The organism is Bradyrhizobium sp. BR14999, assembly GCF_056106085.1.
The window spans coordinates 7,504,485-7,517,350 of sequence record NZ_CM148536.1 but is presented as its reverse complement, the minus strand read 5'-3'; the positions used below and the strand labels follow the sequence as shown (position 1 = coordinate 7,517,350).

11 protein-coding genes and 3 pseudogenes are annotated in these 12,866 nt (G+C 58.6%); 11 read left to right on the top strand and 3 right to left on the bottom strand.

Going from position 1 to position 12,866, the window contains the following annotated elements:
- Window positions 1-32: 32 nt before the first annotated feature.
- From ACR9YP_RS35095 to ACR9YP_RS35065, 7 genes and pseudogenes are all read left to right on the top strand, one after another.
- Window positions 33-521: pseudogene (locus tag ACR9YP_RS35095) on the top strand (ParB/RepB/Spo0J family partition protein); the annotation flags it as partial.
- Window positions 509-604, top strand: a pseudogene (locus ACR9YP_RS35090) (P-type conjugative transfer ATPase TrbB); the annotation flags it as partial. The pseudogenes ACR9YP_RS35095 and ACR9YP_RS35090, both read left to right, overlap by 13 nt.
- A 1-nt stretch (window position 605) precedes the next feature.
- Complete coding sequence (locus tag ACR9YP_RS35085; protein ID WP_474221167.1) at window positions 606-977, top strand: TrbC/VirB2 family type IV secretion system protein; 372 nt, start codon at window positions 606-608, stop codon at window positions 975-977.
- Window positions 859-1,434: pseudogene (locus ACR9YP_RS35080) on the top strand (hypothetical protein); the annotation flags it as partial. The gene ACR9YP_RS35085 and the pseudogene ACR9YP_RS35080, both read left to right, overlap by 119 nt.
- Before the next feature lie 14 nt (window positions 1,435-1,448).
- Window positions 1,449-2,234, top strand: a complete 786-nt coding sequence (locus tag ACR9YP_RS35075) for a type IV secretion system protein (RefSeq protein WP_474218097.1) — start codon at window positions 1,449-1,451, stop codon at window positions 2,232-2,234.
- Window positions 2,235-3,055: 821 nt separating this feature from the next.
- A complete protein-coding gene (locus ACR9YP_RS35070; protein ID WP_474218096.1) occupies window positions 3,056-3,469 on the top strand; it encodes a nuclear transport factor 2 family protein in 414 nt (137 codons plus the stop codon).
- Window positions 3,470-3,602: 133 nt separating this feature from the next.
- Window positions 3,603-4,385, top strand: coding sequence for an SDR family NAD(P)-dependent oxidoreductase (locus tag ACR9YP_RS35065; protein WP_474218094.1), 783 nt, complete (start codon window positions 3,603-3,605; stop codon window positions 4,383-4,385).
- A 277-nt stretch (window positions 4,386-4,662) separates the two neighbouring features.
- Here ACR9YP_RS35065 and ACR9YP_RS35060 read toward each other — a convergent pair whose 3' ends face one another.
- The 3 genes from ACR9YP_RS35060 to ACR9YP_RS35050 all read right to left on the bottom strand — a co-directional run bounded on the left by ACR9YP_RS35060 (window position 4,663) and on the right by ACR9YP_RS35050 (window position 7,931).
- Complete coding sequence (locus ACR9YP_RS35060; protein ID WP_474218092.1) at window positions 4,663-5,886, bottom strand: ABC transporter substrate-binding protein; 1,224 nt, start codon at window positions 5,884-5,886, stop codon at window positions 4,663-4,665.
- 168 nt (window positions 5,887-6,054) lie between these two features.
- Window positions 6,055-7,065, bottom strand: coding sequence for a LysR family transcriptional regulator (locus tag ACR9YP_RS35055; RefSeq protein ID WP_474218090.1), 1,011 nt, complete (start codon window positions 7,063-7,065; stop codon window positions 6,055-6,057).
- Between the two features lie 62 nt (window positions 7,066-7,127).
- A complete protein-coding gene (locus ACR9YP_RS35050) occupies window positions 7,128-7,931 on the bottom strand; it encodes a FadR/GntR family transcriptional regulator (protein WP_474218089.1) in 804 nt (267 codons plus the stop codon).
- A 251-nt stretch (window positions 7,932-8,182) separates the two neighbouring features.
- On the opposite strand from ACR9YP_RS35050, the gene ACR9YP_RS35045 reads away from it, so the two are divergent.
- Genes ACR9YP_RS35045 through ACR9YP_RS35030 form a run of 4 tightly spaced genes read left to right on the top strand, consistent with a single transcriptional unit; the run spans window position 8,183 to window position 12,815 of the window.
- A complete protein-coding gene (locus ACR9YP_RS35045; RefSeq protein ID WP_474218088.1) occupies window positions 8,183-9,874 on the top strand; it encodes an FAD-dependent oxidoreductase in 1,692 nt (563 codons plus the stop codon).
- The gene (gene prpB, locus ACR9YP_RS35040) at window positions 9,871-10,797 is read left to right on the top strand and encodes a methylisocitrate lyase (protein WP_474218087.1); all 927 of its coding nucleotides are present in this window, start codon (window positions 9,871-9,873) and stop codon (window positions 10,795-10,797) included. The genes ACR9YP_RS35045 and prpB overlap by 4 nt, the downstream gene beginning before the upstream one ends.
- A 52-nt stretch (window positions 10,798-10,849) precedes the next feature.
- Entirely contained in the window at window positions 10,850-11,896 is a 1,047-nt protein-coding gene (locus ACR9YP_RS35035; protein WP_474218086.1) for a cupin domain-containing protein, read from the top strand.
- Window positions 11,897-11,921: 25 nt separating this feature from the next.
- Window positions 11,922-12,815 carry a fumarylacetoacetate hydrolase family protein gene (locus ACR9YP_RS35030; RefSeq protein ID WP_474218085.1) on the top strand — a complete coding sequence of 298 codons (894 nt, stop codon included), beginning with the start codon at window positions 11,922-11,924 and terminating at the stop codon, window positions 12,813-12,815.
- Window positions 12,816-12,866 lie beyond the last annotated feature (51 nt).

The window sequence follows — 12,866 nt, the reverse complement described above, 5'->3', positions numbered from 1 at the left end:
AGTCTCACGGCCGCCCGCCGTGGAGAGCCAAAATGACGAAAGCCGTCCAAAAGATCACGCTGTCGCCTTCCCGGGACATCCCCTTCCACAAGCTCGTGCTCAGCCAGTCGAACGTTCGCCGCGTCAAGGCCGGTGTCTCGATCGAGCAGCTAGCCGAGAGCATCGCGCAGCGTACGCTTCTGCAAAGTCTGAGTGTCCGGGCTGTCGTCGATGCAGATGGCAACGAGAGCGGCATGTTCGAGGTGCCGGCGGGCGGCAGGCGCTATCGCGCTCTCGAGCTCCTGGTGAAACAGAAGCGGATGTCGAAGACGCAGGCAGTGCCGTGCGTCGTTCGCGAAGGGGGCATTGCCGCGGACGATTCGGTGGCGGAGAACGATGAGCGGGTCGGCCTGCACCCGCTCGATCAGTTTCGGGCCTTCCAGACACTCCGCGATCTCGGCATGAGCGAGGAAGATATTGCCGCCCGCCATTTCGTGAACCCTGCAATTGTCAAGCAGCGTCTGCGGCTGCGGGCCGCGGCGCTGACCGCCGCCTCGCTGAGCTCGCCCTCGTTTCGGGGCTTGGCGCCGCCGGCGACTACGACCTTTCATCAGCAGGAGACTGACATGCGTCAGCAATTTCGCTTTCTTCAAGGTGCATCTTTGGCCGTGTTCGGCACGGTTGTTTTGGGAGCGGCGCCGGCATGGGCGGCTGGCTCGAACATGCCGTGGGAGCAGCCACTCAATCAAATCCTGCAATCGGTCGAAGGGCCGGTCGCCAAGATCATCGCCGTCGTCATCATCGTGGTGACCGGGCTCACGCTCGCGTTCGGAGACTCGTCAGGTGGTTTCCGCAGGCTGATCCAGATCGTGTTCGGTCTTGAACAACGCCTTGCGTCGCCTGGCATCAGGCTGGGCCGTATTCGTCGAGGCACAGCGTCATTTTGCGGGGACCTACCCGCCGAATACCTTTCCGGATGTCGCGTCTGCGCTGGTTGACGCGGAACGCAGGGCTCAGTTCGAAGAGGCGGGTGCCCACTATGAGTCCAGCTACTTCCTGACCTTCCTGTACCTGCCTCCAGAGGAAGGGGCCGCCAGGGCAGAGCAACTGCTTTACGAGGGTCGCGACCGCACCGTCGGAGCCGACGCGCGCGAGATCCTCCGCGGGTTTATCGACCAAACAAACCGCGTGCTTCAACTCGTCGAAGGGTTCATGCCGGAATGCGCCTGGCTCGATGATCAGGACACGCTGACCTACCTGCACTCGACCATCACTTCGGAGGACACGGCAGGGTATCAACGTTGCAAGCGGGTTTGGGACGAAAACCGGCGTCGCTTCTTTGGCAAGAAAGACGGTCCAGCGGTTCCTGGCCACGATGATCCCGTCGCAGGCCTGGCGCCTGCCCCAAAGGATCAGGGTCGGATGCCGCAAGGATATCCGCCCCTGGCGACACCTGACGCGAGCAAGCCATGACCGGCTCCGGAATCATCGACCAGTTCCTGGAAACGTTCACGCGCTATATCGACAACGGCTTCGGGCTGCTGGGTAGCGATGTCGGATATCTCGCAACGACCCTTGCGGCGATCGACATTACACTCGCCGCGTTATTCTGGAGTTGGGCGCCGGACGAGGACATCATCGCGCGCCTCGTCAAGAAGACGCTCTTTGTCGGGGTCTTTGCTTACCTCATCGGCAACTGGAATAGCCTGGCGCGCATCGTCTTCGAAAGCTTTGCCGGTCTTGGGCTGAAAGCTTCCGGCGCAAGCCTCTCCGCATCGGATTTCCTACGACCTGGAATCGCAAATGGTCTGGTGTCCGGCGGACCGCAACTCGGCGCTGGCGCCGCGATTGGAACCGGTCTGGCAGCAGGCGGGGTTGTTGCTGCCGGAGCAGGTCTTGCCGCCGGTGGCGCTGGTCTCGCTGGTGGGGCGATGGCAGCCGCCGCGCGTGGTGGCGGTTCCGTCTTGAGCGGCGCATCCGCGGCCTATCGAAGCGGCGGGCTCTCCGGCGTCGCGGAGGCTGGAGGTTCGGCTGCCATGAGCCCGTTGCGCCGCGCAGCGGCCGCATCCAGTGGAGGTGGGCAAGCGAGCGTGCAGGCCGCGAGCACTTCGGCCGAAGGGCAGCCCGATTGGGCGCGGCGCATGAAGCGTGGCCAGACTATTCGACATGGAGCGTCGGCAGCCGGCCACGCGGTCCGCTCAGGCGATCATGGTGGCAGCGGCTCCTCCGTCGATTTGTCTGAAGGAGAGCGGTGACACGCAGCATTGCACCTTCGCCACCCACTGCGCTGGCGTCTCAAACGCCGACGCCGCTCGACTCGAAACCGATCACTTGATCTCAGGGGCAACCATCGATGTTCAAACGACCTTCCGTTCACTATGGGCGCATGAGCAATTCCTCTACTCCCGCCCCACGACGATTTATGGCGGTACCTCTGAAATACAGCGAACCATCGTTGCAACACGGATATTGGGACTCCCCAAATGAACTGGCGGCGCTGTGGTTTTCTGTCTCGCTGGGACGGGCGACATCCATCTGTCGCGAATCGATCGAAGAGAGCGCTGTTGCAAGAGCCTTCTTCATCGCTTGTCGGAGGCTAACGAGCAGTTCGCCTCTAGCTGCTGCAAAAGTTTGAAACTGCGTTCCAGTTCGGATGGACATTGATGAAGTTTGAAAGATCCATGGCAATGGAGCCGAAGTGCAATCCGGCTTTTGTGCTTGTGCACGGCGCTTGGCACGGAGCTTGGTGGAGGGGTGATCCTGCGTGCACTGGCGCCCTCCGCCTCGGTCCGCGATCGAAAGAGGCCAATTTCGCCTCGACTCTGAAGCAGGCCTTAGCTGGCGACGTTTCGACCGCGGAATGGGACGTGGTAACGCATTTCCTTTCGCCCGGTTCGCCGACTCGACCGTTCGGGACCCCGATCGCGACAACGCTTGATCGTTGGGGAACCATTCCTCGCTCTTTCATGAAGCGCAATGGCGATTTCATCGGGCTGCGGCTGCCGAAGTTGAGAAGGCGGCGACACGCGCGTTGATTATTCGGCAAAACTCGAAATCACGGAGATGGAGAAGGGAGATGACGCCCGCGGCGAAATTAGTCAAAAACTTTGGAAAAGTAGAAGAAATGAAGCGTCTCTATGCGACCGACGTGACGTGGTCACTGCCGGAGTCGATGACCAGATTTCCACGGCCTATTGTTGGGAAGGAGGCGGTTGTGGCATTTAACCAAGAAATCTGGACCAGCTTCTATTCTCCGGACTGCCTCGTCGATATCATTAGTGACGTCGGCGACAATCGATTGAGCGCAGTTCGATTTGTCTATCAGGCGCACTCGCTAGGGGCGGGACGCTGGTATCGCAACGAATACGCGCTTTTTGTCAGATCGGACGACACGGGCATTAGGGAAGTCAACGAAATGCTCGATAGCGCTTTGGTGCTGGATTTCATGCAGGGACGTGAACCAGGATACAGCTTTGAACGGATTAGGTAGGTGAGAGCGACCGCCTTAGCAATTACCTCCGTCTACCGTAAGTCGCTGAGCGGTGACATAGCGCGCCGCATCTGACACCAAGAATGCGATTCGCGATCCGGCCAACCAACAACGTTCGAAGAGGAAAGCTGCCATGAAACTCAATTCATCGATCGTCGCCGTCGTTACGGGCGGCGCTTCCGGCCTGGGTGCCGCCACCGCGCGGGCGCTGGCCGCGCAGGGCGTCAAGGTCGCGATCTTCGACTTCGCAGCGGAGAAAGGTGAGACCGCTGCCAAGGAGATCGGCGGGGTGTTCTGCAAGGTCGATGTCACCTCTGACAGCGAGGTCGATGCGGCCTTCGCCAAAGCGCGGGCGGCCCATGGTCAGGAGCGGATCCTGGTGAATTGCGCCGGCACCGGCAACGCCGTGAAGACCGCCGGCCGCGACAAGGCCACCGGCCAACCAACGCATTTCCCGCTCGATGCATTCAATCGCATCATCCAGATCAACCTCGTCGGCACTTTCCGGTGTATCGCCAAGTCGGCCCAGGGCATGCTGTCGCTGACACCGCTGGCGGACGGTGAGCGAGGTGCGATCGTCAATACGGCTTCGGTGGCGGCCGAAGACGGGCAGATGGGGCAGGCGGCTTATTCGGCTTCCAAGGGTGGTGTCGTCAGCATGACCCTGCCGATCGCGCGCGATCTGATGAACGAAGGAATCCGCATCAACACCATCCTGCCGGGCATCTTTAACACCCCGCTGCTCCAGAGCGCGCCGGAGAACGTCAAGGCCGCGTTGAGCGCCTCGGTGCCGTTCCCGAAGCGCCTCGGCTTGCCGGAGGAATATGCCCAGCTCGCGCTGACGATGATCACCAATGGCTATTTCAACGGCGAAGACGTCCGCCTCGATGGCGCCATCCGCATGGCGCCGCGCTGACGCCAAAGCGAAGCTATCGTGCGCTGATGGATGCCATCGAAAGGGATTCAGGCAGGTATGTATGTCTAGCGTCGAACCCGTCGGATACCCCCGACAACTTAAGAAAAGAAATCCAGGCCCGTGGCGTCGCCGCGACCAAAACACATGACGCAGTAGGGTTAGCGCTCCCTACGGAAAAAGCCGCTGTCGCAGCGGCGACAGCGGCCAAGTCAAGGGAGGAGCAGACGACCGGTCTGCCAGCGGTTCTACATGTCTATCCTCGGTTATGGAGCCCGGTTTAGTTGTTCTTCATTACGAATGGACACTTACCGTCGGCTATCGGTCGGTAGGCTTGATCACCTGGAAGCGTTCCAATCTTCTTGAAGTAATCCCACGGGTATTTCGACTCCTTTGGTGATTTCACTTCGAACAGCTGCATGTCACGGATCACGCGACCGTCATCGCGGATGTAGCCTGTTGCGCCAGTCGGATCGTCAACCTTCAGTTCCTTCATTTTTTTCATGATGGATTGCGTATCCATCGAGCCGGCTGCTTTGATCGCCTTCAGATAGTGATAAACACCTTCATAGGCGTTCACCTGCGGCGCGGTGGGCATTTTGCCATTGCGGTCAAAAAAGCGCTTCGACCAAGCCCGGCTCTTGTCGTCGTTGTCCCAATAAAAGGTATCGACAAATTCGATGCCCGCAGTTTCGGCAAGGCCGAGGCTGTGAACCTCCATAATGTAGAGCAGGAAGACAGCCATCTTCATGTTGAGGCCGAATTCGTGAGCCTGCTTGACGAGGTTCGCCATATCCGCGCCGGGGCTCGCGATCGCAAGTACTTTGGCCTTGGACGCCTGTGCTTGCAATAACAGGGAAGCGAAATCGGCCGTGCCCAAGGGATGCTTGACAGTACCCAGCACTTTGCCTCCGTTGTCGAAGATGGCTTGGCTCGCCGCATTTACCAAGGCGTGTCCCAGCGCATAGTCCACGCTTATGAAGAACCAAGTATCCATGCCATTTTTAGTGAGCAGCGAGGCGATCGACCGTGAGTTAGAGTAGGTGTCGGGCAGCCACTGCACCAAGTTGGGGGAGCAATCCTTTCCCGTCAGACTGTCTGAGGCTGCTGCTGTGGCGAGCAGGACTTTGTTTTTGGCAAGCACGAGGTTGCTGGCCGCCAGGGCAATGGCTGAATTGTTCATGTCCATGACGGCGTCCACGCCGTCAACGTCGAGCCATCGCCGAGCAATTCCAGCGCCGACATCGACTTTTCCTTGATGGTCTCCGACCAGCAGTTCAACGCGCCGTCCCAAAACGGCGCCGCCAAAGTCCTCGATAGCCATGCGGGCGGCATCGACGCCTGCCGCGCCATCATTGCTTGAGCTTGGACCGCCAACATCGGTCAAATAGCCGATCTTGATGGTAGGCTCGCTGCTTTGACCGAGAGCGGGTCCCAAGCCGATTAAGGCAGCAATGGTGACCAGGACCGTTGAACCTGCGACGGTGCGGAATCCTCTATGCATTTCTTTCCCTCGACGAATTCCCCCTGGCTCTTTCTTGTTTTTCGCTCACGGACAGCCGGGCTACGCCAGAGATGATCCAGGATCATGCATTTTAGTGCAGCACTGTCTAATACCCAGATCTAAGAAGCTGATATTGAAATTGTCTAATTGGGCCAGAGGGCCAAATCACTAAGTTCTAGTCCGGGGTGGTGGTGCGGCCAAGACGGCCGCGAAGTCGGACGCCATGGCTTCGACCATGTGCACAAAATTGCGCATGACGGCCGACGAGTTCTCTTTGTGGAAGACGAGTTGAATCGTCGTCATGGGAGTCTGCTCACGAAGAGGAATATATTCGACCTGTGCGATCTGGAGATGTTGTAACGATGCGGGCACCAATGAAATTCCAATCTTTGCGGCGACCAGTCCGATAAGGGTATGCGTGTCTGAAACCTCTTGAACGATATTAAGCTTGTGACCACGCTCGAGCAGGGCGCTGAACATTCGCCTACTGAAGTCGCGATTAGCGCTCGGGTAAATTTGAATAAGGGGTTGATCTGCGATCTGTGCGAGCGTCAGTGCATTCTCCCGGCAGAGCTGGTGACCCGCTGGCAGGACAGCCACGAAGGGTTCCTGTATTAGGGTGACTGCTTCAAGCTCTCGATCATGGATTGGTCCACGAACAATGCCAATATCGATACGATACTCCTTCAAGGCCGCAATTTGCTGCGAAATCGTCATTTCCTGAAGATGCAGCTTGACCTTGGGGTATCGTTCAACGAACGGCGGGAGGATGTGCGGGATGATCGAATAGATTGATGAGAAAATGGCCCCCATGGCAAGGGGCCCATCTTCGCCCCTTGCGATTGCTTGAACGACTTGCGCCGCGATCTGGGTGGTATTGTTCAGCCGGCGCGCATAACCAACAAGAGCCTCGCCCTCAGCCGTTAAAGAGACCTCGCGACGGGACCGGACGAAGAGCTTAACGTCTAATTGTCGCTCGAGCGCTAGAATGTGTTGACTAAGCGGCGGCTGCGCGATGCCCATTTGCTCCGCGGCGCGTGTGAAGTTTAAGTGTTCGGCTACGGCCAAAAAGTACCGCAGCTGCCGGAGTTCGATCCGAGGAGTGCGTGCGTAGACGTCAACCCGCTCGCTCTTATCGTCTACGAACTGCGCACGCCTATCTCTTCGGGTCTTCGGCACCTCTGGTTCTCCAACTCTTGAGCTTCAGAACGCTTCAACGGGCATCTAACATCACGGCTGATTCATCTACGCGCCGAGGTGGGTCGTTTTAGCTCAGGGTCGGCGGGCTGGCGGACATGTGTAGTCTCACCACGAAGCCAAACATCGTGGAGTTGTTGCAGGTATTGGTCCAGTTCCTTACGAGCAGCCTTGGCGTCGCCCGCCCGCAGATGCTTGACGATTGCGCGCCGGGAGCGGATGACGCGCGTGCCCCCTAACGAACCTAACCTGACGACCCACTGTTGCAACAGGTCCACGAAGGTGTCGGCGATCGTGACAAGGATCTTGTTCTCGCTTGCCTGCGCCAAAAGTCGGTAAAATTGGATAAGAATCGTCGAGCGGCGTTGAGGATCATCGACAACTGCCTCAGCTTCCTTGATGTTCGCCTCCATGGCGGCAAGATCTGCTTCACTCAGGGTGGGCATTGCCGCATCAAGCAGCATGATCGTGATGGCACGCATCGCCTTCGTCAGATCTGCAACGGAGAAGTCGGTCAACCGAAGCGCGCTCGTCAGCTGGCTATTGAGAATCCTCGGATCGCTGGCGGCGACAAATGCGCCACCAGCCGGGCCTCGCTTCAGAACAACGAACCCGCTTATTTCCAACGTTCGCAGCGCCTCCCGTACCGTGCTTCGGCTCACTTGGAACTCCCCGGCAAGCGCTCTTTCGGTAGGAAGCTTGTCGCCGCGCTGCAGCCGCCCCTGCTCAATATTGGCTTTGATTTGGCTGATGATCTCTTCAAAGGTCCTCCGCGGCCGAGCAGGACTGAAGATGGGGGTTGCGGGCTGCGCGGACGGCGGCCGTTTCCTTGCAGGTGCAGGGCTCATTCGATCTCTCGTCGATACAAGATAAAGCGATTTCTCCCGGCAAGCCTCCTTGGGCAACGGGAAGCCTCCTTTATAGACCAAAACGGCATTTGGTCCAACCAACGGTCCACCTCCGACCTTGACGGCATGCCCGAGCGATACCGAATGGCTATGACGTCGGTCGCAAGCCGTCTTAGACAACGGCCGCGTTGATCCGCATGTTCGGTGACGACTTAAATCATGGCGCGAGATTACGCGTGGAGTTGACCCAGATGACCAGCGGCAAGGTTCCTGTTCTTATCATCGGCGCAGGGCCCGTAGGCCTTTCTCTGGCCGGTGACCTAGGATGGCGAGGCGTGCAGTGCTGCCTTGTCGAAAAAACCGATGGCACAATTTATCAACCCAGGATGGACATGGTCGGCATCCGGACCATGGAGTTCTGCCGACGTTGGGGTATCGCAACGTGGGTCGAGAACTCGCCCTATCCGCGCGACTATCCACAGGACAATGTCTGGGTTGAGTCTCTGACCGGTTTTGAATTCGGGCGTGAGCGCATGGCAAGCAAGAATGACGAGCCATGCCCGCCTCAAAGCCCGCAGAAGAGGGAGCGTTGTCCCCAGGACATGTTCGACCCCATCCTTCGACGCTTTGCGAGCCAGTTCAGCGGGGTCGAGTTCCGGTATCGGACCGAATTCGTCGACCTCGAAGAAAGCGCTTCAGGTGTCGTGGCGACTTTGCGGGATCTGGAGACAGGTACCGAGTACAAACTCGCAGCCGATTACCTTATCGGAACCGACGGAGCTGCGAGCGGGGTCCGCGAAAAGCTCGGTATTCCTATGCGTGGCGAACCGGTTCTTACCTATACCACAAATGTGATTTTCCGTTGCCGTGATCTGCCGGCGCTGCACGACAAAGGTAAGGCCTATCGATTTATCTTCATCGACCGTGAGGGAACCTGGCTAACGATCGTCGCCATCGATGGCGCCGATCGTTGGCGAATGTCGATCATTGGTGACAAGTCCAAGCGAGAAACCTCTGAAAGCGAGATACGTGCGCTGATCGTGCGGGCGATGGGGAAGCCGTTCGACTTCGAGATCGAGTCGATCATGCCATGGGTTCGACGCGAACTCGTTGCCGAAAGTTACGGAACCAATCGGGCATTTCTTGCCGGCGATTCCTGTCACCTGATGTCGCCGACCGGCGGCTTTGGCATGAACACCGGCATTGCCGACGCAATCGATCTCTCCTGGAAACTGGAAGCGATGATCAAGGGCTGGGGTGGTCCCGAGCTCCTCGGTTCCTATGGCATCGAGCGCAAGCCGGTGGCAGAGCGAGCAGTCAAGGAGGCGAGCGGCAATCTCGGGCGTATGCTTGTCGCGCGAAAAAAAGGCCCGCCCGAGAGCGCGTTTCAGGTTGGTGCGGAAGGTGACGCGGCACGGAAGGAATATGGCGATTGGTATACGGAGATCATGAAGCGGGAATGGTACTCGATCGGTATCCATCTTGGCTTCAACTACTATCATTCGCCCGTCATCTATCCGGATGACAGCACGGCGCCGCCAGACGAAGTATCGAACTATCTTCAGACCGGGCGTCCCGGCCACCGCGCGCCTCACGCCTGGCTAAAAGACGGCCGGTCCACGCTTGATCTGTTTGGCCGCGGCTTTGTCCTGCTTTCCTTTGAGCCGCGCGGCACCGCAGGTCAGGTCTTTTCACCGGCAGCGCGGGTCCGTGGGCTTCCGCTGCAAGTCGTGGATCTCAGCAACGAGATCGGTGTTCACGAGCTCTACGGCGCAAATTACGTGCTGGTTAGGCCCGATGGGCATGTCGCCTGGCGCGGTGACGCGTTGCCCGAAAATGTCGGCCATGTGCTCGATGTCGTACGCGGGGTTGCATCGAACCGTCCGGCTAACGACAGTCCAAGCGGCAAGCGAGATGCGGCGATGGCAGGGAGCGTTCGATGACTCCCCTTGTTGCAACGTGCCGTCATGACAAACCCGCCGGCGAACGCCTTCGCGATTTGCTTGCGCTGCCTGGTATCCTCAGGATTCCGGGTGCTTACAACGGTTTGACCGCCTTGCAGGCGAAAGGGTCAGGTTTTAAGGCCCTTTATCTATCGGGCGCAGCTATGTCTGCTTCGATGGGCCTGCCGGACCTTGGCATCATCAGCAAGGACGACGTGTGTTTCTTCATCCGGCAAATTTGCCGGGCAGCGGATATCCCGTTGATTGTCGACGGCGACACCGGATTCGGCGGCGTCTTGAACGCAATGGACACCGTGCGCAACTTCGAGGAAGCGGGCGCGGCGGCAGTGCAAATTGAAGACCAGGAGCTTCCCAAGAAGTGCGGCCATCTGAATGACAAGAACCTGATCTCGGCCGAAGAAATGGCTGCAAAGGTCGCAGCTGCGTCCCGCGCGCGTAAGCACCTCATGATTATTGCCAGAACGGACGCTGCGGCCAGCGAGGGATTCGACGCCGCTGTCCGCAGAGCGAGGCTCTATCTGGAGGCTGGCGCGGACGCGATCTTTCCTGAGGCGTTGACCACCGAGGAAATGTTTCGGGAATTCTCCCGTCAGGTGAAGGCGCCGTTGCTCGCGAACATGACGGAGTTCGGAAAGTCGCCCTACCTGTCTGCCGACGCTTTTGAGGTCCTCGGCTACAAAATGGTTATCTGGCCTGTCAGCGCACTTCGTATCGCCGCAAAGGCCCACAAGACGTTCTACACACATCTCGAAGAAAAAGGGCGGGCCGATGGCATGCTCGATCGCATGCTTACCAGAGCTGAGCTTTACGATCTCATCGACTACTCCGGGCACGAAGCGCTCGATGGATCGCTTCGAAAGACTATCGTTACCGATGCCATGCGCGGCGCGGCCGCCGAATAGGCGCGATAATAACAAGGGCTTCGTAGGAAGTCCGGCGATAAGGGAGTGAGAGATGGCAGCCGAAGTCATGAGCGATGCCTTGGAGCGTCAGAAACTCGCCGACGAGTTGGCGAAATACGGTGTGCGCGTCGCGCAACCCAACGATCCCCCGCTCTTTACCAAGGAGCCGAAGAGCGCGATGCAGCCGTTTCACTGGAAGGCGAGCGATCTCTCTCGCCTGCTCGAAAAGATTGGCGCATCGCTCAAGCTCGAGCAGGGTGGGCAACGTCGTACATTGCGACTGACCAACCCAGGTCTTCCCTATGGCACCACTCCGACCTTCTGGGCGTCGATCCAGTATATTCTGCCAGGCGAGGTCGCGAGCGCGCATCGTCATGCCGCGACAGCGCTGCGCTTTATTATGGAAGGCAGCGGTGCCGATACGATCGTGAATGGGGAGCAATATATCATCAACGAAGGCGACCTCGTGCTCACGCCGAGCTGGACTTGGCATGATCACGAGCACAAGGGCAGCAAGCCGATGGTCTGGCTTGACGTGCTGGACATTTCGCTAGTGCGGTCCTTGCACGCGACCTTCTTTGAAGGATCGAGCACGCCGCGCCAGAACGTTAACCGCATTTCCGACCGTTCCTACCGCGAATTCGGCAGCGGCTTGCTCCGGCCTATGCATGAAAGGCGAAGCGGAGGTCCGAGCCCGGTCCTTGCCTATACCTGGCCGAAGGTGCTGGACGCACTAGCCCAGGCCCTTGGGCTAGACCCGGATCCTTTTGACGATACGCTGCTCGAATATCAAAACCCGCTCACGGGCGGACCAGCGCTACCGACGATTGGCACCGCGATTCAGATGCTTCGGCCCGGTGCAATATGCAAGCCGCATCGGCACACGGGTAGTGTCGTCTACTACGTCGTTCGCGGTGAGGGGACGACAATTATCGACGGCCAGAGATTTGATTGGTCGAAGGGCGATTTCCTCGCGCTGCCCCCCTGGGCGGTGCATGCACATCAGAACCGGTCCGATAAATCGGACGCAGTTGTATTTCAGGTTAACGACATTCCGGTGTTGAAGGCGCTCGGCCTCTACCGCGAAGAAGCGGCATGACGCCTGCGGCCTTAGGAGAAAACGTGTGAAGGTAGCCAATTTCAATCAAGGCAGAATCGGTATCGTCGACGGCGATTCGATTGCCGACGTTTCTGACGTCATCGCCTACGATCCGGTCTGCTGGCCGCCAACTGGCATGCTGAGATTCATTGCGTCCTTCGATCATATCAAGCCGCGGCTTCTGGAAACGCTGCCAACAGCCCCGAGGATTTCAATATCGAAGGCGCTACTGAACAGCCCGATAGCATGGCCGAACAAGGTGATCGCTTATCCTGCGAATTATCACGCGCATATCGGAGAGATGAAGACCGGAACTGGCCTAATCTCGAAGTTCGACGCGAGCGGACAGGGCTTTTTCCTCAAGGCGAACTCGAGCCTGAGTGGTCCTCAGGACCCGATCGTTCTGCCGTCGCTGCCCGACCGCGAGATCCACCACGAATGCGAACTCGCGATCATTATCGGGAAGGGCGGAAGGAGCATCCCGCGCGAACGCGCTATCGAGCACATATTCGGCTATTCCTGTCTCATCGACGTCGTCGTTCGAGGAAAGGAAGAGCGCGTCATGCGCAAATCGTTCGACTCGTTCTGTCCGATGGGACCGTACCTGACGACTGTCGACGAGGTGCCGCACTATGACGATATCGAGCTTGAGCTCAGTGTGAATGGCCAGATCCGTCAAAAGGCGAACACACGCGATTTGATCGTCGGCGTTCCAGAGATGATCGCCATGGCGTCATCGGTAATGACGCTATACCCCGGTGATATCATTGCAAGCGGTACGCCCGCTGGCGTGGGGCCGATCCGATCCGGAGATCGCGTCACCATCCGTATCGATCGCATTGGAGAGATGGTCCTGGATGTGACGCAGGGTCCGGACGGCGCTCACCCAGTGTGGAACAAGGCGGCACAGAACGCCTGATTTGATCGGACTTCAGTGACCCGAAGTTCCAACATCGATGCATCTTATACA

Coding starts and splice junctions, on each gene's coding strand:
- ACR9YP_RS35085 (WP_474221167.1), top strand. CDS start 606: ATGCGTCAGCAATTTCGCTTTCTTCAAGGTGCATCTTTGGCCGTGTTC.
- ACR9YP_RS35060 (WP_474218092.1), bottom strand. CDS start 5,886: ATGCATAGAGGATTCCGCACCGTCGCAGGTTCAACGGTCCTGGTCACC.
- ACR9YP_RS35070 (WP_474218096.1), top strand. CDS start 3,056: ATGACGCCCGCGGCGAAATTAGTCAAAAACTTTGGAAAAGTAGAAGAA.
- ACR9YP_RS35035 (WP_474218086.1), top strand. CDS start 10,850: ATGGCAGCCGAAGTCATGAGCGATGCCTTGGAGCGTCAGAAACTCGCC.
- ACR9YP_RS35045 (WP_474218088.1), top strand. CDS start 8,183: ATGACCAGCGGCAAGGTTCCTGTTCTTATCATCGGCGCAGGGCCCGTA.
- ACR9YP_RS35050 (WP_474218089.1), bottom strand. CDS start 7,931: ATGAGCCCTGCACCTGCAAGGAAACGGCCGCCGTCCGCGCAGCCCGCA.
- ACR9YP_RS35065 (WP_474218094.1), top strand. CDS start 3,603: ATGAAACTCAATTCATCGATCGTCGCCGTCGTTACGGGCGGCGCTTCC.
- prpB (WP_474218087.1), top strand. CDS start 9,871: ATGACTCCCCTTGTTGCAACGTGCCGTCATGACAAACCCGCCGGCGAA.
- ACR9YP_RS35075 (WP_474218097.1), top strand. CDS start 1,449: ATGACCGGCTCCGGAATCATCGACCAGTTCCTGGAAACGTTCACGCGC.